Below are 19,819 nucleotides of genomic sequence, written 5' to 3' on the forward strand. Positions count from 1 at the left end.
GGCCGGGCGGTCAGCGCCCGTCCAGCGTCAGCCTCGGCTTCGGCCCGTCGGTGCGACCCGTCGGCGGTCTGCGGCTGCCCGCGCGGTACGGCGCCGGCCACGGGGCGCCCGGACCGGTGTAGCCCTGTTCCGCGGCGGCGTGCAGCGTCCAGTGGGGGTCGTACAGGTGCGGGCGGGCCAGGGCGCACAGGTCGGCGCGGCCGGCCAGGATCAGCGAGTTCACGTCGTCCCACGAGGAGATCGCCCCGACCGCGATCACCGGGATGCCCGTCTCCGCGCGGATGCGGTCGGCGTACGGCGTCTGGTACGAGCGGCCGTACGCCGGCCGCTCGCCGGCGACGACCTGACCGGTGGAGACGTCGATCGCCGCCGCCCCGTGGTCGGCGAACGCGCGGGCGACCGCGACCGCGTCGGCCGCGGTCGTGCCGCCTTCGGCCCAGTCGGTGGCGGAGATCCGCACGGTCAGGGGGCGGTCGGCCGGCCACGCCGCGCGTACCGCGTCGAAGACCTCCAGCGGGTAGCGCAGCCGCCCGTCGAGGTCGCCGCCGTAGGCGTCGGTGCGGTGGTTCGTCAGCGGCGAGAGGAAGCCGGAGAGCAGATAGCCGTGCGCGCAGTGCAGCTCCAGGAGGTCGAATCCGGCGCGGGCGGCGCGCCGCGCGGCGGCGGCGAACTCCTCGCGGATCTCGTCCATGCCGGCCCGGTCCAGCGCGCGCGGCGTCTGGTTCAGGCCCGGGCGGTACGGCAGCGGGGAGGGGGCGACGACGGGCCAGTTGCCGTCCGTCAGCGGCTCGTCGATGCCCTCCCACATCAGCTTCGTGGACCCCTTGCGGCCGGAGTGGCCGAGCTGGACGCCGAGGGCGGTGCCGGGCGCGTGGGCGCGTACGAAGTCGACGACGCGGCGCCAGCCGGTCTCCTGCTCGTCCGACCACAGGCCGGTGCACCCGGGGGTGATACGGCCGCGGGGACTGACGCAGACCATCTCGGTCATCACCAGTCCCGCGCCGCCGAGGGCGCGGGCCCCGAGGTGGACGAGGTGGAAGTCGCCGGGCCGGCCGTCCTCGGCGACGTACATGTCCATCGGCGAGCAGACCACGCGGTTGCGCAGCGTGAGGCCGCCGAGGGTGAACGGGGTGAACATCGGCGGCGTGCCCTCCGGCACCCCCGCCTCGCGCTCGACGGCGGCGACGAAACCGGGGTCGCGCAGCCGCAGGTTGTCGTGGGTGATGCGGCGGCTGCGGGTCAGCAGGTCGAACGCGAACTGCCGCGGCGGGCGGGCCAGGTGGCGGGCCAGGTCCTCGAACCACTCGCGGCTGGCGTGCGCGGCGCGCTGCGTGGAGGCGACGACGGGCTTGCGTTCGGCCTCGTACGCGGCGAGCGCCGCCGGCACGTCCGGCTGTTCCCCGAGGCAGGCGGCGAGCGCGAGGGCGTCCTCGACGGCGAGTTTGGTGCCGGAACCGACGGAGAAGTGCGCGGTGTGGGCGGCGTCGCCGAGGAGGACGACGGCGCCGCCGCCGGGCGAAGGCCGGTGCCACCAGCGTTCGTTGACCACGGTGCGGAACGCCGTCCACTGCGAACGGTTGCCCGTCAGCGGCCGGCCGCCGAGCGCGTCGGCGAAGTACGCGGCGCACCGCTTGGCCGACTCCTCCTCGTCGCAGGCGTCGAGACCGGCACGCCGCCACACCTCCTCGCGCATCTCGACGATGACGGTGGAGGCACCCTCCGGCGCGTCGGCGTACGGGTAGCCGTGCACCTGCATGACGCCCGCGTCGGTCTCGACGATCTCGAAGCGGAAGGCGTCGAACGCGAACGGCGCGGACAGCCACACGTACCGACAGCGGTGCTCGGATATCCGGGGGCGGAAGACGCCGGCGTGCGCCTCGCGGACGGCGCTGTTCACGCCGTCGGCAGCGACGACGAGGTCGTGGCTGCGGGCGAGTTCGGCGGCGGGCGGGGCTTCGGCATGGAAGCGCAGGTCGACGCCGAGATCGCGGCAGCGCTGCTGCAGCACCGCGAGGAGCCGGCGGCGGCCGAGCGCCGCGAAGCCGTGCCCGCCGGAGCGCTGCACGGTGCCGCGGTGGACGATGTCGATGTCGTCCCAGCGCACGAACTCCCGCTGCAGCGCCGCGTAGACGACGGGATCGGCGTGCTCGATGCCGCCGAGGGTCTCGTCGGAGAGCACGACGCCGAAGCCGTACGTGCTGTCCGGGGCGTTGCGCTCGTAGACGGTGACCGCGCGGGCGGGGTCGAGCCGCTTGAGGAGCGCCGCGGCGTACAGCCCGCCGGGCCCGCCGCCGATGACCGCGGCCCGCACGGCGCTCAGCGCCCCTGCCACACCGGGGGCCGCTTGGCCGTGAACGCGGCGTGGAACTCGGCGTAATCGGCGCTGTTCATCAGCAGTGCCTGAGTCGCGGCGTCCATCTCGACCGCGGCTGCCAGCGGCATGTCCAGTTCGGCGGTGAGCAGCGCCTTGGTCTGCGCGTACGCGAGCGCGGGTCCGGCGGCGAGCCGGCGGGCCAGCGCCTGGGCGGCCTCGTCGGCGCCGCCTTCGTCGGCGAGTCCGCTGATGAGGCCGATGCGTTCGGCCTCGGTGGCAGGCACGGGGTCGCCGAGCATCAGCAGCCGGGTGGCGTGGCCGAGACCGACGACCCGGGGCAGCAGGTAGGCGGCGCCCATGTCGCCGCCGGAGAGGCCGACGCGGGTGAAGAGGAAGGCGAAGCGCGCGGAGGGATCGGCCACGCGGAAGTCGGCGGCGAGCGCGAGGACGGCACCGGCGCCGGCGGCGACCCCGTGGACGGCGGCGACGACCGGGAACGGGGCCTCGCGCAGGGCCCGTACGACCTGACCGGTCATGCGGTTGAAGTCCAGCAGCCGGCCGGTGTCCATGGCCAGGGTGGCACCGATGATCTCGTCCACGTCGCCGCCGGAGCAGAAGCCCCGGCCGGCGCCGGCGAGGACGAGCGCGCGGGTGCCGCCGGTGCGGGCCAGCTCGGCGATGAGGTCGCGGAGGTCGGCGTACGCCTCGAAGGTCAGCGCGTTGAGCTTCTCGGGGCGGTCGAGCGTGACGGTGACGACGCCGTCGTCGGAGGTCACCCGCAGGTGCTCCCACTGCTCGGTGCGGCCGGCGGATCCGGTGAACGGGCTCATCGTGCGCGGCCCCTGTCTGCAGACGGTGGCGGTGGCGGTAAGCCGAAGTTATCACTGATGCGTGACTGTCGTCACGACCGCGCGATACGTGCAGGGACGGACGGGTCCCGTGCCACGGATCCGGGGAACGGGCGTCAGCCCAGGGTGGCGACCATGAGCGCCTTGATGGTGTGCATCCGGTTCTCCGCCTCGTCGAAGACGACGGAGTGCTCCGACTCGAAGACCTCGTCGGTGACCTCCAGCGACGTCAGCCCGTGCCGTTCGTGGATCTCCCGGCCCACGACCGTGCCGAGGTCGTGGAAGGCGGGCAGGCAGTGCAGGAACTTCACGTCCGGGGTGCCGGTGGCGCGCAGCACGTCCGCCGTCACCGCGTACGGGCGCAGGGCCGCGATCCGCTCGTCCCACACCTCCTTGGGCTCCCCCATCGAGACCCACACGTCGGTGGCGACGAAGTCCGCGCCGGCCACCCCTTCGGCGACGTCGGCGGTGAGGGTGATCCGCGCGCCGGAGGCGGCGGCGAGCCGCCGGGCCCCGGCGACGACGGCCTCGCCGGGCCAGTACGCCTCGGGCGCGACGATGCGCACGTCCATGCCGAGCAGGGCGGCGGTGACGAGGTAGGAGTTGCCCATGTTGAAGCGGGCGTCGCCGAGGTAGGCGTAGGCGATCTCCTCGACCGGCCGGGGGCAGTGCTCGGTCATCGTGAGAACGTCGGCGAGCATCTGCGTGGGGTGCCACTCGTCGGTCAGGCCGTTGTAGACGGGCACGCCCGCGTAGGCGGCCATCTCCTCGACGGCCGCCTGGGCGGCGCCGCGGTACTGGATGGCGTCGTACATCCGCCCCAGCACCCGCGCGGTGTCCTTCACCGACTCCTTGTGCCCGAGCTGGGAGCCGGCCGGGTCCATGTACGTGGTCGAGGCGCCCTGGTCCGCCGCCGCGACCTCGAACGCGGCGCGCGTGCGGGTCGAGGTCTTCTCGAAGACCAGCGCCACGTTCCTCCCGGCCAGCCGGGGCCGCTCGGCGCCCTCCCGCTTCGCCGCCTTCAGCTCGGCGGCCAGCGAGAGGAGGTGGCGCAGCTCCTCGGCGGTGTGGTCCAGCTCCTTGACGAAGCTCCGGCCGGTGAGGTCTATCGCCATGGTCCCGCACTCCTGAGATTCTATGCGTGTGAACGCATCACTATACAGGCCGGCCTCCGGGCGCCCGTCCCCGGCTAGACCGGGCCGCGCTCGACGGGGCAGCTCATGCAGCGCGGTCCGCCGCGGCCCCGGCCCAGCTCGCTGCCGCGGATCTCGATCACCTCGATGCCCTGCTTGCGCAGGAACGTGTTGGTCGTCGAGTTCCGCTCGTAGGCCACCACCACCCCCGGCTCCACGGCCAGGACGTTGCAGCCGTCGTCCCACTGCTCTCGCTCCGCGGCGTGCACGTCCTGCGTCGCCGTCAGCACCCGGATCCCGTCGAGGCCCAGCGCGGCGGCGATGGCGTTGTGCATGTGCTCCGGCGGATGGTCGGTGACCTTCAGCTCGTCGCTGCCCGAGCCGGGCTCGATCGTGTACGAACGCAGCATGCCCAGGCCCGCGTACTGCGTGAAGGTGTCGCCGTCGATCATCGTCATCACGGTGTCCAGGTGCATGAACGCCCGCGCCTTCGGCATGTCCAGGGCGACGATCGTGCGCGCGGAACCCGCCGCGAACAGCCCGCGCGCCAGCAGCTCCACCGCCTGCGGGGTGGTGCGTTCGCTCATCCCGATGAGCACGGCGCCGTTGCCGATGACCAGGACGTCGCCGCCCTCGATGGTCGACGGGTAGTCCTCCTGGCCGCCGGACCAGACGTGGAACGCGCCGGACTGCGGGCCGGCGAAGAGCGGATGGTGCTTGTAGATCGCCTCGAAGTGGACGGTCTCACGCTGCCGGGCCGGCCAGCGCATCGCGTTGATCGACACCCCGTCGTAGACCCAGCAGGAGGTGTCACGGGTGAACAGGTGGTTGGGCAGCGGGCCGAGGAGGAAGTCGTCGGGGTCCATGACGTGGAAGCGCACCGACGCCGGCTCCGCGAACCCGGCCAGGTACTCCCGCTTGGTCATCCCGCCGACCAGCGCCTCCACGAGGGCGGCGGAGTCCAGGGCCTCGAACGTGGAGCGGAGCTTCTCGGTGGCGAGCGGCCCGTACTCCTTCTCGTCGAAGACCCGGTCGAGGACCATGGCCCGCGCCTCGGGGATCTCCAGGCTCTCGGCGAGCAGATCGCCGAAGAGGTGCACCTGCACGCCGCGGTCGCGCAGCACGTCGGCGAAGCCGTCGTGCTCCTCGCGGGCGCGGCGGACCCACAGCACGTCGTCGAAGAGGAGGGCGTCCTTGTTGCGGGGCGTGAGCCGCTTCAGCTCCATGTCCGGCCGGTGCAATATCACGCGGCGCAGGCGGCCGGCCTCGGAGTCGACGCGGAAAGAGGGCGCTGGCATGGGATCAGAGTGCCACGCGGGACGGCGCGGAGCAGCGATTTTGATCACGCCGGGGACGGGGATGCGGCGGGCCCGCGCCGGTCGGCGCGGGCCCGTCCGTCTCACAGCCGCGGGTCCACCGGCTCCGACTCCAGCGCCAGCACCGCGAACACCGCCTCGTGCACCCGCCACAGCGGCTCCCCCGCCGCCAGCCGGTCAAGCGCCTCCAGCCCGAGCGCGTACTCGCGCAGCGCCAGGGAGCGCTTGTGGCCCAGGTGGCGGTTGCGCAGCCGGGTCAGGTTCCCGGGGCGGGTGTACTCGGGGCCGTAGATGATGCGCAGGTACTCCCGGCCGCGGCACTTCACGCCCGGCTGTACGAGCCGGCCCTCCCCGTTGCGTACGAGCGCGCCGAGCGGCTTGACGACCATGCCCTCGCCGCCGGCCGCCGTCATCTCCTGCCACCAGCGCACGCCCGCCGCCACCGACTCCTCGTCGCCGGTGTCGACGTACAGCCGCCGGGTGCGCCGGAGCAGGCCGCTCACGTCGTGCTCCTCCAGCCGGTCGAGCAGGGCGAGCTGGCCGTCGTGCGGCTCGGTGGCCAGGTTCCGGCCCTCGGCGGCGAGGAGCTGGAAGGGGGCCAGGCGCACGCCGTCGAGACCGTCGACCGTCCAGCAGTAGCGGCGGTACGCGGCCGAGAACGCCTCGGCGTCGGCGGCCCGCTCGTGCTGGCGGGCCAGCAGGGCGGCGAGCGCGGCGGTCGGGTCGGCGTCGGCGTCCCGATGCGCCCCGGGCGCCGACCCGGCGCGGGCCAGGCGCGCCTGCGCCGTCTCCAGCGCCGCCAGCGCACCCGGGAAGACCGCCCGCGACGCCGCGCCGACGGCGGCGTACTGCTGCCGCAGAAGCCCGCCCGCCTTCAGCGACCAGGGCAGCAGCTCGGCGTCGAGCAGCAGCCAGTCCGTGGCCAGCTCCTCCCACAGCCCGGCCGCCGTCACCGCGTCGCGGACCCGGGAGAGCACCTGCTCGGTGCGCTCGTCGTCGGAGAAGAAGGGGCGGCCCGTGCGAGTGTGCAGCGCACCCGTCACGCCCGCGTCCGCGGGCAGGCCGAAGCGCTTCTCCGCCACGCCCGCGTGCCGGCACACCAGCGCCACGGCACGCGAGCCCATGTGCTTCTCCTCGCACACCACCCGCGCCACGCCGTCCGCCCGGTAGGCCGCGAACGCCTCCGCCGGGTGCTCCAGGTGCCCCTCCTCCGCCGAGGTGGCGGTGGGCGCCATCGTCGGCGGCAGGTAGAGCAGCAGCCGCGGGTCGACCGCGAAGCGGCTCATGACCTCCAGCGCCGCCGCCGCGTTCTCCTCCCGTACCGCCACGCGGCCGTGCTGTCCGGTCTCCACCACGCGGCGGCCGTGCACGTCGGCGAGGTCCAGCGGCCGGTCGCCGCCCGTGCCGTCCTGCGCCGTGCCGCTCCCGGCGGCCCCGGCGGCGAGCGGCTTGACCGGCTCGTACCAGACGCGCTCCGCGGGCACGTCGACGAGTTCGCGCTCGGGCCAGCGCAGCGCGGTCAGCCTGCCGCCGAAGACGCAGCCGGTGTCGAGGCAGAGGGTGTTGTTCGCCCACGTCGCCTCCGGCACCGGGGTGTGGCCGTAGACGACGGCGGCGCGACCGCGGTACTCCTCGGCCCAGGGGTAGCGCACCGGCAGCCCGTACTCGTCGGTCTCGCCCGTCGTGTCCCCGTAGAGCGCGAAGGAGCGCACCCGGCCGGAGGTGCGGCCGTGGTACTTCTCCGGCAGGCCGGCGTGGCTGACGACGAGCCGGCCGCCGTCGAGGACGTAGTGGCTGACGAGCCCGTCGACGAACGTCCGTACCCGGTCGCGGAATCCGGGCTCCGCCGCCTCCGCGCGCTCCAGTTGTTCGACGGTCTCGGCGAGGCCGTGGGTGAGCTTGACGTTGCGGCCGTGCAGGAAGCGGCCGAGCTTGTTCTCGTGGTTGCCGGGCACGCACAGCGCGCTGCCCGCGGCGACCATGCCCATGACGCGGCGCAGCACCCCGGGGCTGTCGGGGCCGCGGTCGACGAGGTCGCCGACGAAGACCGCGGTGCGGCCCGAGGGGTGCACCCCGTCCTCGTACCCGAGGCGCATCAGCAGCGTCTCCAGCTCGCTCGCGCAGCCGTGGACGTCGCCGATGAGGTCGAACGGGCCGGTGAGGTGGGCCAGATCGTTGTACCGCCGCTCCAGCACGACCTCGGCGGCGTCGACTTCGCCGGTGCCGCGGAGGTGGTGCACGGTGCGGAAGCCCTCGCGCTGCAGCCCGCGCAGACCGCGGCGCAGCTCGCGGCGCTGCCGGGGGATGACGTGGGCGCCCATGCCGGCGCGGTCGGGGCGGTCGGCGTTGCGCTCGCGGCAGACGCTCTCCGGGACGTCGAGGACGATGGCGACGGGCAGCACGTCGTGCTCGCGCGCCAGCCGGACGAGCTGGCGACGGGCCTCCGGCTGGACGCTGGTGGCGTCGACGACGGTGAGCCGGCCGGCGGCGAGACGCTTGCCGGCGACGTAGTGCAGGACGTCGAAGGCGTCGCCGGAGGCCGACTGGTCGTTCTCGTCGTCGGCGACCAGACCGCGGCAGAAGTCGGAGGAGAGGACCTCGGTGGGCTTGAAGTGGCGGCGGGCGAAGGTGGACTTGCCGGAGCCGGTGGTGCCGATGAGCACGACGAGGGAGAGGTCCGGGACGCCGAGGCGGCGGGGTGCGCTGTGCGGTGCCGGGGTGTCGCTCATGACGCCTCCTTCGGGGTGTCGGTGGTGCTCGTGGCGGTGCCGCCGGCTGTGCCGGTGCCGCCGGCGTCGGCGGTGGAGAGGGCGTCGGCGGTGCCCGTGCGCGTGAAGACCGCGAGCTGGGTGGGCGGCCCGACCTCGGGGTCGTCCGGTCCCACCCCCTGGTACGCCACCGCGTAGCCGAACCGCGCCGCGACCGGCCCGGCCCAGGCGCGGAACTCCTCCCGGGTCCACTCGAAGCGGTGGTCCGCGTGCCGGACGTGGCCGGCGGGCAGCGACTCCCAGCGCACGTTGTACTCGGAGTTGGGGGTCGTCACGACCACCGTCCCGGGGCGCGCGGAGCCGAAGACGGCGTACTCCAGGGCGGGCAGCCGCGGCGGATCGACGTGCTCGACGACCTCGCTCAGCACGGCGGCGTCGTAGCCCGCGAGCCGGCGGTCGGTGTACGTCAGCGCGCTCTGCAGCAGCGACACCCGCGCGGACTGCCGCTCGCCCATGCGCTCCAGCCGCAGCCGGCGGGCGGCGGCCGCCAGGGCGCGTACGGACACGTCGACGCCGACGATCTCGGTGAACCGCGGGTCGTTCAGCAGCTCCTTGACCAACTGGCCCTGGCCGCAGCCGAGGTCGAGTACCCGGGCCGCACCGGCGGCGCGCAGCGCCTCGGCGATGGCGGCACGGCGCTGCACCGCGAGCGGCACCGGCTTCTCCTCGGTGTCGGTGGACTCGTCGACGGCGTTGTCCAGCTCCTCCGGATCGGCGTCGTCGGACTCGGCGAGGCGGGCCAGCTCCAGCCGCTCCAGCGCCTCGCGCGCCAGCGACCAGCGGCGGGAGAGATAGCGGCCGGTGATGAGCCGCTGCTCGGGGTGGTCCTCCAGCCAGCCCTCGCCGGCGCGCAGCAGCTTGTCGACCTCGTCGGGGGCGACGCCGTAGTGCTTGGCGTCGTCGAGCACCGGCAGCAGCACGTACAGGTGGCGCAGCGCGTCGGCGAGGCGCACCTCGCCGTCGAGGGTGAGCGACACGTACCGCGAGTCGCCCCAGTCGGGGAAGGCGGGGTCCAGCGGTACGACGTCGGCGGTGACCTGCCAGCCCATGGGCGCGAAGAGGCGGGTGACGAGTTCGGGGCCGCCGCGGGCGGCGACGGCGGGGACCTCGATGCGCAGCGGCATGGGCTGCGCGGCGCGCTCGGGGTGGGTGCGGCTGGAGCCGGTCATGGCGGTGCGGAAGACGCGGCTGAGTGCGACGGCGAGGAGCGAGGACGCGGCGTAGGGGCGGTCGTTGACGTACTGCGCGAGGGCGGTGTCGGAGCCCTTGCCCTTGCCGCCCCTGCCCTTTGCGGCGCGCACCAGCCCGACGGGGTCCACCTCGAGGAGCAGCGCGGCCGTGCAGCGGTCGGCGGTCGCCTCGGGGTAGAAGACGTGGGCCGTGCCGCGGGAGGTGGCGAACTCCTGCGCCTTGTCGGGGTGCTTGTGCAGGAGGAAGCCGAGGTCGGTGGCGGGCGCGGCGTCGGTGCCGGTCGCGGTGATGGTCAGGAACACGCGAGCGAGTATGTCGTGCGGGGTGGGGGGCGGGCCATCGGGTTTCGGCGAGCGGGGGGTGGAGAGAACGGGGCTCCCGGCGGAGAGCGGCGATCGGGTGCGAAAGCGGTGCTCACGCGGATGAGCGGACGTCGCCCGTCGTCCCACCGCCGTGCAGTTCCCTCGCCAGGGCGGCGATGCCGTCCGGGCCCACGCGGCAGCAGCCGCCGAGGACCGCGGCGCCGGCGCGGTGCCAGGAGGTGGCCGCCGCCGGGTCGAACGTGCCCGGCCCGCGCCAGGCTCGGGCCCCGGCGTTCCAGCCCTCGCCGCTGTTCGGGTACGCCACCACCGGCTTGCCCGTGACACGCGCCGCCGTCTCCACCGCGTACGCGACGTCCTGTGGCGCGCAGCAGTTGACGCCCACCGCCGCCACCCGCTCGTCGTCGGCCGCGAGCCCGAAGGCGTCGGCCAGCGGCTCCCCCGCCCGGGTCGCCCCGCCCGCGACCGTGTAGGTCAGCCACACCGGCACGCCCAGACCCGCCGCCGCCCGCAGCAGCGCCGTCGCTTCCGTCATCCCCGGCACCGTCTCCAGCGCCAGCACGTCCGGCTCCGCCGCGGCCAGCACCTCCAGCCGGGGCCGGTGGAAGCGGGTCAGCTCCGCGACGCCCACCCCGTCCCCGTACCGGCCGTGGTACTCCGAGCCGTCCGCCAGCATCGCCCCGTACGGGCCCGCCGACGCCGCGACCCACACCGGCCGCGGCGCCTCGTCCGCCGCCCGCCGGGCCAGGGTCACGCTGCTCGTCAGCAGCCGGGCGGCCTCCCCGCGGCCGATGCCCCGGCGCGCGAACCCCTCGAACGTCGCCTGGTAGCTCGCCGTCAGCAGCACGTCGGCCCCGGCCCGTACGTAGGCGGCGTGCGCGGCCTCGATCTGCCCCGGGTCCTCCGCGAGCACCCGGGCCGACCACAGCGCGTCGCGGAGGTCGCAGCCCTGTGCTTCGAGCTGGTTCGACAGGCCCCCGTCGAGGACCAGCGGCGGGCCGCCGCCCGCGGCCTGCGCGACCGCCTCGGCGAAGGGCACGCCGGGCCTCAACGCCCCTCCCCCGCGCCGGATCCCGCCTCCGGCTCCGGCTTCGTTCCGGCCCCGTTCGCCTGCGGTGCGGGGAAGCGCTGCTCGTTGCGTTCGATCTTCGCCGCCAGCGCGGCCAGCGGGTCCACCCCCACCACCGAGCAGAACTGCAGCAGGTACGCCAGCACGTCCGCGACCTCGTCCGTCACCCGGTGCGCCGCGTCCCGGTCCGCCATGATCCGCGCGGACTCCTCCGGCGTCAGCCACTGGAAGATCTCCACCAGCTCCGCGGCCTCCACGCTCAGCGCCGCGGCCAGGTTCTTGGGGGTGTGGTACTGCTCCCAGTCCCGGGCCGCGGCGAACGCCACGAGCCGCTTCTGCAGAGCCTGCACGTCGTCCGTCATGCGCCCCTGTCTACCACCCGGGCTCAGGACACCCAGCGACGGAAACCCGACTCCGCGTCGACCGTGTTGCCCGTGATCGTCGCCGCGTCGTCGCTCAGGAGCAGCCGCACCACGGCCGCGGCCTCGTCGGGGGTGTTCCACGTGCCGCGCGGCAGCGCCCGCCCCACCTGGGCGGCCAGTTCCCCGCCCGCCCAGCCGGTGTCCGTGGGCCCTGGGTTGACGCAGTTCACGGTGATGCCGTGGTCGACGAGGCTGTCGGAGAGCGTCAGCGTCATCTGCTGGAGCGCTCCCTTCGTCGCGGCGTACGGGATCTCCTGGCTCATCGGCGCCAGATGCTGGCCGGAGGTGAACAGCACGACCCGGCCGCCGCCGCGCGCCTTCCCCTCCGCCGCGTCGTACTGCGCCGCATACGCCTGCACCAGCAGCAGCGTGGCCCGGACGTTCACCGCCCAGCACAGGTCCAGCTCGGCGGCCGTCAGCTTCTCCAGGCCGTAGGCGGAGCTGCGGGCGTGGTTGACGATGAGCGTGTCCACCATGCCGTGCCGTGCCCCCGCCGCGGCCAGCAGCGCGGCGGGGGCAGCGGGGTCGGCGAGGTCGGCGTGCGCGTAGGCGAACCGGTCGTCCTCGCCGCCGAGCGCGGCGATGACCGCTGCGGTGCCGCCGCGGTCGGCGCCCCAGGGCATCTCGTCGTCGTGCGGCGTCCAGCCCTGCGCGAACACGCGCGCGCCGCCGGCCAGCAGCCGGCGGGCGAGGGCGAACCCGATTCCCCGTTCCCGGCTCACGCCGGTGACCAGTGCGGTCCGGCCGTCGAGGGGCATGTGCACTCCGTTTCGCCGTCGTTCGTCCGTCCTTGCCTCCGGCCGCCGCGTCAGCCGCCGGCATGCACGCCCTCGTGCCGCGCCGCGGGCACCGCGGGTGCCGACCGCCCACTGTGAGAGGGCGGGCCCGCCGCCCGCAACGCAATTGCGCCTGCGGCCCGGTGACCGGCGGTCACCGGAACCCGGCAGCCGTCGGCGCCTCGGGCCCGCCCGGTTCCTCACCCCGCCGTCGCCGCTCCCTTCTGCCGCAACGGCGGCCGGTGCGGCAACGCGCGTGCCGTCGCGCACTCCGCGTCCGCCAGCGACGCGTCGCCCACGGAGCCCACCACCCGGATGTGCCCGCGCTCGCCCATCCGCCCGCAGAGCGCCACCAGTTCCTTCGCCTGCCGCGCGTCCAGGCACCGGTCGAGCCCGTCCGCCAGCACCGTCAGCACCTGGCGCGCCGGCAGCACCTCCGAGGCCGGGTCCACCGCCAGCACTCCCGGACCGGTGAGCAGCACCAGCGCCAGCGCGAGGTAGCGCAACTCCCCGTCGCCCAGGGTCTCGACCGGCGTGCCGCGCTGCCCCGGTTCGCGCAGCAGCACGGCCCGTACCAGCCCGTCCCCGTACTGCTCCGTCGTCAGGTCGTGCACCGGGCCGGCGCAGCCGCCCCGCAGGGCGTCCAGCAGGGCCGCGTGCCGGGTGCCGCATTCGTCGCGGACGCGACGCAGGACCGCCGGGAGGTTGCGGCAGTCGGGGGCGAGCTCTTCGCCGCCGATCGGCACGGCCGTGGCGGCGCGCATGAGCGCGGGGTGCGGGTCGCAGGGGTAGACGGAACGCAGGGCGAGGACGGCCTGTTCCGCGGCGGCGAGCACGAGCCGTTCGCCGTCCGTGCGCCCGCCGACGCGCAGCGGCAGGAGGGCGGTGCCGAGCCGGTCGTCGGGCAGCGGGGCGCGGGTGACGGGGGCGGGGCCCGCGGTGTGCCAGGACGCCTGGACGCGATCGCGCCGGGGGTCGCGCAGGGCGGTGGCCAGGAGGGTGCGGCCGGCTCCGGTGAGCCGTTCGCCGACGATGCGCAGTTCGGGTTCCGCCTGTACGGCGACGTCGAGCCGGACGTCGCCGAGAGGGCCGCGGACCGTGCAGCCGAGGCGGACACCGCGGCGGCCGGCGGCGTCGGGTTCGGCCTTGTGCGGTACGCAGGCCGCGGCGCCCCCGGGCACCGGCGCGAAGGCTTCTTCCAGGGTGGCTCCGGCGCCGAGTCTGGCCAGGACGCCGCACGCTTCGAGCGCCGCGGTCTTGCCGCTGCCGCTGCCGCCGGTGAGCAGGGTGAGGGGGTCGAGGCCGAGCCGGGTGCCGCGGTGCGCTTTGAAGGCGGACAGGCGCAGTTCGCCGAGAGCGGCGCGGTCGGCGCGGGGATGGCGCGCGCCGAGGGTCGTGCGCGGGCTGTCGCGCTGCGGGTCGTGCAGGACGTCGCGCGGGGTCCAGGGAGGGTGCCCGGTGTGGGAGGTCATGTCGGGGGACGCTATTGAGCCCGTCGGCAGCCGAACCGTTCCGTCGGCGCGACCTTCGCCCGAACGGGCGAGTCCCCGCGGATCTGCGGGGACTCGCGGGCCGGGCGCGGTAAGGCGGTCTCCCGCCGCGTGCGGTGTGCCGTCAGCGGCTGGCGACCGGTTCGACCTCCGTGCCGACGGGAGCGAGCAGGAAGACGTTGCGGTCGACGCGGTGCATGCTGCTCTGGATGCCGAAGGTCACGCCGCTGGCGAAGTCCAGGATGCGCTTGGCCACGTCGATCTCGGCGCCGGTGAGGTCGAGCAGGACGGGGACTTGCGCTATCAGGTACTCGGCCACGCGCCGCGCGTCGGCGAAGACCTGGCAGCGGATGACGACGAACTGCCGCTGGTCGGCGTCGGCTTCCGGGTCGTCGAGGGCTTCGTGCCCGGTCCAGGAGGGCCATTCGTTGCCGCGCAAGGGCACGACTTCGGCGAGCCCCTGCCACTGCTCGTCGGTGACGTCATGTCCGGTCAACGTGCCCTCCTCGCAGTTCCGTGTGCTCCCGATGCGGCCATCGCGCGATTCTATCGATGGGCCGAACAGGTGACCGCGCAGGGACACACGGGAATCCGGGTTTTTCCCTTCCGGCCGCTCCAAGGTTTCCCTGGGCAGGACTCAAGGAAATCCGAGGATTGACTGGGGTGTTGCCCGCGGCGGACGATCGGGCGGGATCCCAGGCGGCAACCCGGCCGGGCCCGTACGCCGTGCGGCCGACGGGCGCACGTGTCCCGGCCGGGTGCCGACCGCGTACGGCCCCGGCCGCCGGTGCGGTGCGTCAGCCGTCGAGGAGGTGCCGCCCGCGGGCGGTGAGGCGGTGGACGACGTGGGGGCCGCATCGCTCGCTTTCGGCGAGGCCCGCGCGGCGCAGGACGGTGAGGTGGCCGCTGACGGAGGAGGCCGGCATGCCGAGGCGGGCGGCGATGCCGCCGGTGGTGGCGGGCGCGGTGGTGGGGGTGAGTGCGGCCAGGACGCGGGCGCGGCTGGCGCCGAGGAGCGCCGCGAGTGCCGTGTCGCGGCGGTGGGCGGGGTGGGTGGTGCCGGGCCGGCCGGGGTGGTGGCGGACCGGGTGGACGACGACGGGCGGCAGTCCGTGGTCGGCGATGGCCACGGGTGTGGTGTGGCAGAAGTACGAGGGGATGAGGCGGATGCCGCGGCCGTGCAGATGGAGCGTGGAGTCGACGGGATAGGGGGCGCTGAGCACGGGATCGGTCCAGGTGAAGGGTTCGAGGGTGGCCAGGACGGCGGGCAGGCCGGCTTCGAGCGCTTCGAGCCGGCGGGCGCGGTCGGCGGCGACGGTGGCTTCTATCTCGCTCCAGTCGGGGGCGATGAGGCGGTTGTAGACGTGCTGGAGGGCGTCGGCGAGATCGCCGAGTACGGTGCGGTCGCCGGCGGCGAGGCGGCGGGTCCACGGCGGCAGGGGGCGGTGGCGGGCGGCGCGGCGGACCTCGCGGGCGAGGCGGGTGGCGGGGGTGGCGCGCAGGGTGCGCAGACCGGCGGTGATGCCTTCCTCGGATTCGACGGGGGTGAGGAAGTCGGGGAAGTAGGGGGCGTCGGCGGGGGCGATCCCGTTGAGGAGGCCGCAGGTGCGGCGCAGGTCGCGGTGGCGCAGGCGGAGGCGGGCGCGGCGGTGGAAGGGACGCAGCCGGGCGGGCAGGAGGGGCGCGGGGGTGTAGGCGACGTGCAGCCCGAGGATCGCCTCCCAGATCGGGTCGGCGGTGCGGGCGAGCTGGACGTGGCGGAAGTCCCGGTCGTTGAAGTGGACATGAAGCGTTCCGGCCATACCCGAGGGTAACCACGTGCGGCCTGCGCTGTCTTGAGTGCGGGCGGCACCGTTCCCTCCCGGTCCACGTCGGGTTTTCGACCGTGGCGGAAAACCCGGGCGGCACGGCGGTGAGGGGCTGCCTACGATGCGTCGCCGCACGGCCAGCACCTTCGCGAGCCCCACCAGACCACGGGAAGGAGCCAGATGCGGCGCACACCAACACCCCGCCGGTGGCGCAGGGTTGCGCTCACCGGCGCGATCTGCGCGGCCGCCGTCGCGCACCCGGCGTATGCCGGGGCGGCCGGCGGCACTGCGGAGGCCGGGGGCCCCGCGCCGCCCGCCACCTGGCGGGCCGACCTCTCGGACATCGGCGCGGACGACGTCAACGTCCGCTACGTACAGGGCGATCTGCGACTGCGCTCGCAGACCGCCGCACCCGCCTCCCTGCAGGCCGTCCCCGGCGAGGGCTCCCAGGTCCTCGCCCCGGAGCGGCTGGAGCGTCCCGTCAACCGGGTACGTGCCGGGCTCGACGCCCGCGTCCCGGCGGGCGCGGAGGTCGCGGTCGACATCCGCGGCCGGGCGCCGGACGGCGGCTGGACGGAGTGGCTGCCGGCGGGCGAGGGCGCGGACGAGGCGGCCCGGCTGCCCTTCGCGGTCACCGAGGTTCAGGCCCGGCTGACACTGCGCGCCGGCAGCGGCGGCACGCCGGCGGTCGAGGCACTCCGGCTGCGGGCCGGCACCGACGCGGCCCCGCGTCCCCGGGCCGCCGCCGCGCCGCTGACGTACCGGCTGTTCGCCACCCGCGAGGGCCTGGTGGGCGGCACGACCGCCAACGGCCACGTCATCGTGCCCAACGACCACTTCGTGGCCCTGCCGTCGCGGCGCGGGCTGTCCCCGAAGGGCAGCGCCGAGTACTCGGTGCAGGTCTGCGGTCCGGTGCGCTGCGAGACGGCGCCGGTGTGGGACGTGGGCCCGTGGAACACCAAGGACGACTACTGGAGTCCGCCGGATGTGCGCGAGTCGTGGCGGGATCTGCCGCAAGGCATGCCGGAGGCGCAGGCGGCGTACCAGAACGGCTACAACGGCGGGCGCGACGAGTTCGGCCGCCAGGTCGCCAACCCCGCCGGCATCGACCTGGCCGACGGCACGTTCTACAACGTCGGTCTGAACGACAACGGCTGGGTCGACGTGACGTTCCTGTGGACCGGCGGCGAGACCGGCACGCGGTTCCCCACCTGGGGCACCGACGTGCGGGTACGCCAGGAGCCGAACACCTCCTCCGCGGTGCTGACCTCCCTGCCCGGACCGACGCAGGTGCGGGTGGAGTGCCAGAAGCGCGGCGAGGAGATCACGTACGAGGGTTACACCAACGACGCCTGGGCCTATCTGCCCGACTACGGCGGCTTCATCTCCAACATCTTCATCGACGTCGCCGACGCCTGGCTGCCGGGCGTCCCCGAGTGCTGAACGCGCCACCCCCCACCCCTGGACCCCCACCGAAGGAGGCGATCCGATGCCTCGCAGCCCCCTCCACTCCCCCGCCCCCGCCCGCCGCCCGGCGCGGCGGGCCGCGGCCGCCGTCGTCGCGGCGCTGCTGGCACTGCTGGGACTGACCGCGGCGGTGCCCGCACAGGCCGACACGGGCCCCGAGCTGGCGCCGAACTTCAAGGCGCCGTTCCCGTGCGGCCAGCAGTGGACGTACAGCCATCACAGCGCCGAGGTGCGCCGCGCGCTGGACTTCATCCGCTCCGACGGCGGGACCACCGCGGGCACGCCGCAGGTCGCGTCGGCGGCGGGCACCGCGACCCGGCACAGCCAGCCGAGCGGCGCGGGCAACTACATCGTCATCGACCACGGCGGCGGCTGGACGACCTACTACTTCCACCTGGCGTCGTTCTCCGTGGCCAACGGCCAGTCGGTCGCGCAGGGCCAGCAGATCGGCATCACGGGCAGCACCGGCAACTCCTCCGGCGCGCACATCCACTACGAGCAACTGCTCAACGGCGTCGGCCAGGACATCCGCATCAACGGCTCGGCGCTGCCGTATCCGGGCTCGTACGGCCAGTACCACCTGCGCAGCGACAACTGCGGCAACACCAACTTCACCACCTGGGGCAGCGGCGTGAACGTCCGCGCGGACGCGTACCTCAGCTCCCCGGTGGTGACGACCCTCTCGGGCCCGACGGGCGTGTTCGTCGAGTGCCAGAAGCAGGGCGACGTGGTCAACGCCGAGGGCTACACGAACGACTGGTGGAGCCGGCTGCGCGACCAGCGCGGATTCATCTCCAACATCTATATCGCCCATCCGGACGCGAAGCTCCCGGGCGTGCCCGTCTGCTGAGCCCCCTTCGGTCCCGCAGGGGCCGGCGTCCCGCGCCGGCTCCTGCGCCGGTCCGGGCCGGGGGCCGATCCGGGGCCCGATCCGGGGGCCGATCCGGGTGCGAGCCGGGTGCGACCCGGGTGCGAGCCGGATCCTGAGGCCCTCCCCGCGCCGAGATCCCGGGCCGGGCCGGCCTCACCGGGGCGGCGCCCCGTCGCCCTCCCGGTCCGGGCCCTCGCCCTCGCGGCGCCGTCTCAGGGCCATGCCCGCCAGCGCGATCGCGACGGGCGCGAAGGCCACCGCGGCGAAGACCCCCGCCAAGACCCCGCCGGGGACGTCCGGGAAGGCACCGGCGTTGCCCGTGGCCAGAAAGACGACGGCCACCACCAGGAAGCAGCCGACCAGCACGCGGACCGCGGTCAGGCTGAAGCCCATGGCCTCGACGAGGGCGCTCTCCCTGCGCTCGGCGGCGTCGACCGTCGCCCGTGCGGCGGCGGTCACCTCCGGCCGCGGCGTCCACTCCTCGCCGCGCCGGCGCTCCCAGACCTCGCGGATCACCTGCACCTCCCGGTGCGCGACCAGGCCACGGGAGTCGATGACGTCGGGCAACATCAGCCGGCGGCCGTCACGGTGGTAGACGACGGCGCCCATGACGGGGCGCTTGCGCTGCGCCGACACGGGCGCGTTGTGCTCCACTTCGACGGCGATCACGTCGGGCCAGAGCAGTCGCCTGGTGCGCAGCCAGCGGATCGTGATGCCGGCGTCGTCGACGATCGTCACCCCGCGCACGACGCAGAACGTGAGCAGGAACAGGCCCAGCGCGGCGGCGCAGAACGGGATCGCGACGGCGGCGGGCGCGTCCGCCCCGATGACGAGCAGCAGCCCGAAGAAGACGAAGAGGGCGCCGAAGAGGGCGCACAGCAGGGCGAGGAAGACCGTCGCCGCGAGACTCCCGCGGTACGTGCGCGTCCGCTCACCGTCACCGCTCGCACCCGCCATCGCGTACTCCGTCCCGTACCGTCCCGGACTCCACGGCGCCCGCGCAGCCGCTGCGGGCGGACCGACAGTAGAGGGTAGAGGCAGCGCCCGGGGAGGGCACCCCGGGCACGGTGGCGCGGGCCGGGGACGCGTGGCTTGCGGCGCGACGCGGGGGCGAGGGCGGGGGCGGCGGGCGGCTTAGGGCCGCGGCACAGGCGGTGGCTTACGGCACGCGGCTGAGGACACGCGGCTTACGGCTTACCGCGGGCGGCGCGGCCGTAGCGGGAGGCGAGCGCGCGGTACGCCTCCTTCGGCTCCCAGTGCCAGGGCGACTCCGGGTCGCCGGGGGTGTCCTGGACCGGCTTGACGATGGCGTAGCTGACGGTGTCGAGGTCGTGCACCGGGTCGCCCGGCCAGTGCCAGGACCCGGGGGTGACGAACTCGGAGATCGACAGCGGCTTGCCGAAGCGCCGGTACGTGCGCAGGTCGCGGCGGTAGCCGGCGGGGCGCTCGTGGTAGCCGTAGTAGTCGATGCCGACGATGTCGAAGAGGGTCCAGTCGACCTCGTCGTGCTCGGCGGCGGCGTAGCTCAGTTCGCCCCGGAAGACGGACCTGCCGACCGCCGCGGCGCGGGCGGTGAACTCGTCCAGCTTGCGCTGCATGTCGACGGGGTCGTAGGTGCCGTTCTGCAGGTTCTCGATCCGCTCCAGCACGTCGGCGCCGGGGACGATGCCGGGCACGAAGAGCCAGAACTCGCAGCCCACGCTCAGCTCCACCCCGGCGCCCTGGCGGCGCAGTTCCTCCGCGTGCCGGCCGACCTCGGCGAGGTGGTCGAGGATCTCGCGCGGCGGACGGTCGCCGAGGGTGGTTCGGCGCGTACGTACAGGCCGCGTTCGGCGGCCTCCTCCGCGGTGGCGGTCAGGCGGGCGACACCGTCGCCGGTGACCTTCACGGCGTTGGCGTGCAGCTCGTCGCGGACGGCACGGATGTCGCGGCGCATCCGGGCGGCGCTCCACCTGGTCGCCGGAGTCTCCCCGGCGCCGATGGTGTAGCAGACGCTGCGGTACCGCACCCCGGCCCCCCGCCGGGC

The 19,819-nt window shown here is 74.7% G+C and carries 17 protein-coding genes; 2 read left to right on the top strand and 15 right to left on the bottom strand.

All coding sequences use genetic code 11. The features are described from left to right. Window positions 1-10 precede the first annotated feature (10 nt). The 12 genes from I003_RS0105160 to I003_RS0105215 all read right to left on the bottom strand — a co-directional run bounded on the left by I003_RS0105160 (window position 11) and on the right by I003_RS0105215 (window position 15,449). Window positions 11-2,311, bottom strand: coding sequence for a bifunctional salicylyl-CoA 5-hydroxylase/oxidoreductase (locus I003_RS0105160; protein ID WP_027770534.1), 2,301 nt, complete (start codon window positions 2,309-2,311; stop codon window positions 11-13). Between the two features lie 5 nt (window positions 2,312-2,316). Continuing rightward, complete coding sequence (locus I003_RS0105165) at window positions 2,317-3,144, bottom strand: enoyl-CoA hydratase family protein (protein ID WP_027770535.1); 828 nt, start codon at window positions 3,142-3,144, stop codon at window positions 2,317-2,319. Window positions 3,145-3,278: 134 nt separating this feature from the next. Then, window positions 3,279-4,277, bottom strand: a complete 999-nt coding sequence (gene argF / locus I003_RS0105170; RefSeq protein WP_027770536.1) for an ornithine carbamoyltransferase — start codon at window positions 4,275-4,277, stop codon at window positions 3,279-3,281. 74 nt (window positions 4,278-4,351) lie between these two features. Further along, complete coding sequence (locus I003_RS0105175; protein WP_037720075.1) at window positions 4,352-5,593, bottom strand: arginine deiminase; 1,242 nt, start codon at window positions 5,591-5,593, stop codon at window positions 4,352-4,354. 101 nt (window positions 5,594-5,694) lie between these two features. After that, window positions 5,695-8,340 carry a polynucleotide kinase-phosphatase gene (locus I003_RS0105180; protein WP_027770538.1) on the bottom strand — a complete coding sequence of 882 codons (2,646 nt, stop codon included), beginning with the start codon at window positions 8,338-8,340 and terminating at the stop codon, window positions 5,695-5,697. Beyond that, the gene (locus I003_RS0105185) at window positions 8,337-9,872 is read right to left on the bottom strand and encodes a 3' terminal RNA ribose 2'-O-methyltransferase Hen1 (protein ID WP_027770539.1); all 1,536 of its coding nucleotides are present in this window, start codon (window positions 9,870-9,872) and stop codon (window positions 8,337-8,339) included. Before I003_RS0105185 ends, I003_RS0105180 begins: the two co-directional genes overlap by 4 nt. Window positions 9,873-9,984: 112 nt before the next feature. Next, window positions 9,985-10,929: a homocysteine S-methyltransferase gene (gene mmuM / locus I003_RS0105190; protein WP_037720077.1), complete on the bottom strand. Its 945-nt coding sequence runs from the start codon at window positions 10,927-10,929 to the stop codon at window positions 9,985-9,987. Window positions 10,930-10,937: 8 nt separating this feature from the next. After that, entirely contained in the window at window positions 10,938-11,321 is a 384-nt protein-coding gene (locus tag I003_RS31495) for a nucleotide pyrophosphohydrolase (RefSeq protein ID WP_051368093.1), read from the bottom strand. 23 nt (window positions 11,322-11,344) lie between these two features. Next, window positions 11,345-12,139, bottom strand: a complete 795-nt coding sequence (locus I003_RS0105200) for an SDR family oxidoreductase (protein ID WP_027770541.1) — start codon at window positions 12,137-12,139, stop codon at window positions 11,345-11,347. 218 nt (window positions 12,140-12,357) lie between these two features. Next, window positions 12,358-13,629 (bottom strand): AAA family ATPase, encoded by a 1,272-nt coding sequence (locus tag I003_RS0105205; protein ID WP_486584091.1) that lies wholly within the window; start codon window positions 13,627-13,629, stop codon window positions 12,358-12,360. A 142-nt stretch (window positions 13,630-13,771) separates the two neighbouring features. Continuing rightward, window positions 13,772-14,143 carry a cell division protein SepF gene (locus tag I003_RS0105210; RefSeq protein ID WP_027770543.1) on the bottom strand — a complete coding sequence of 124 codons (372 nt, stop codon included), beginning with the start codon at window positions 14,141-14,143 and terminating at the stop codon, window positions 13,772-13,774. Window positions 14,144-14,444: 301 nt separating this feature from the next. After that, a complete protein-coding gene (locus tag I003_RS0105215) occupies window positions 14,445-15,449 on the bottom strand; it encodes a helix-turn-helix domain-containing protein (protein WP_027770544.1) in 1,005 nt (334 codons plus the stop codon). A 186-nt stretch (window positions 15,450-15,635) separates the two neighbouring features. On the opposite strand from I003_RS0105215, the gene I003_RS0105220 reads away from it, so the two are divergent. Further along, on the top strand, window positions 15,636-16,898 hold the full coding sequence (locus I003_RS0105220) for an SH3 domain-containing protein (protein WP_027770545.1): 1,263 nt from the start codon (window positions 15,636-15,638) through the stop codon (window positions 16,896-16,898). 46 nt (window positions 16,899-16,944) lie between these two features. Further along, the gene (locus I003_RS0105225) at window positions 16,945-17,772 is read left to right on the top strand and encodes a peptidoglycan DD-metalloendopeptidase family protein (protein WP_027770546.1); all 828 of its coding nucleotides are present in this window, start codon (window positions 16,945-16,947) and stop codon (window positions 17,770-17,772) included. A gap of 174 nt (window positions 17,773-17,946) precedes the next feature. Here the strand turns inward: I003_RS0105225 and I003_RS0105230 are convergent, their stop codons facing one another. The 3 genes from I003_RS0105230 to I003_RS36715 all read right to left on the bottom strand — a co-directional run bounded on the left by I003_RS0105230 (window position 17,947) and on the right by I003_RS36715 (window position 19,801). After that, window positions 17,947-18,750, bottom strand: coding sequence for a hypothetical protein (locus I003_RS0105230; RefSeq protein WP_027770547.1), 804 nt, complete (start codon window positions 18,748-18,750; stop codon window positions 17,947-17,949). A gap of 230 nt (window positions 18,751-18,980) precedes the next feature. Beyond that, window positions 18,981-19,505, bottom strand: a complete 525-nt coding sequence (locus I003_RS36710) for a hypothetical protein (RefSeq protein WP_486584092.1) — start codon at window positions 19,503-19,505, stop codon at window positions 18,981-18,983. After that, the gene (locus I003_RS36715) at window positions 19,496-19,801 is read right to left on the bottom strand and encodes a hypothetical protein (protein WP_486584093.1); all 306 of its coding nucleotides are present in this window, start codon (window positions 19,799-19,801) and stop codon (window positions 19,496-19,498) included. The genes I003_RS36710 and I003_RS36715 overlap by 10 nt, the downstream gene beginning before the upstream one ends. Between the last annotated feature and the right edge of the window lie 18 nt (window positions 19,802-19,819).

The organism is Streptomyces sp. CNQ329, assembly GCF_000482585.1.

Coding starts and splice junctions, on each gene's coding strand:
- I003_RS0105225 (WP_027770546.1), top strand. CDS start 16,945: ATGCCTCGCAGCCCCCTCCACTCCCCCGCCCCCGCCCGCCGCCCGGCG.
- I003_RS0105175 (WP_037720075.1), bottom strand. CDS start 5,593: ATGCCAGCGCCCTCTTTCCGCGTCGACTCCGAGGCCGGCCGCCTGCGC.
- I003_RS0105215 (WP_027770544.1), bottom strand. CDS start 15,449: ATGGCCGGAACGCTTCATGTCCACTTCAACGACCGGGACTTCCGCCAC.
- argF (WP_027770536.1), bottom strand. CDS start 4,277: ATGGCGATAGACCTCACCGGCCGGAGCTTCGTCAAGGAGCTGGACCAC.
- I003_RS0105230 (WP_027770547.1), bottom strand. CDS start 18,750: ATGGCGGGTGCGAGCGGTGACGGTGAGCGGACGCGCACGTACCGCGGG.
- I003_RS0105200 (WP_027770541.1), bottom strand. CDS start 12,139: ATGCCCCTCGACGGCCGGACCGCACTGGTCACCGGCGTGAGCCGGGAA.
- I003_RS31495 (WP_051368093.1), bottom strand. CDS start 11,321: ATGACGGACGACGTGCAGGCTCTGCAGAAGCGGCTCGTGGCGTTCGCC.
- I003_RS0105165 (WP_027770535.1), bottom strand. CDS start 3,144: ATGAGCCCGTTCACCGGATCCGCCGGCCGCACCGAGCAGTGGGAGCAC.
- I003_RS0105220 (WP_027770545.1), top strand. CDS start 15,636: ATGCGGCGCACACCAACACCCCGCCGGTGGCGCAGGGTTGCGCTCACC.
- I003_RS0105180 (WP_027770538.1), bottom strand. CDS start 8,340: ATGAGCGACACCCCGGCACCGCACAGCGCACCCCGCCGCCTCGGCGTC.
- I003_RS0105205 (WP_486584091.1), bottom strand. CDS start 13,629: ATGACCTCCCACACCGGGCACCCTCCCTGGACCCCGCGCGACGTCCTG.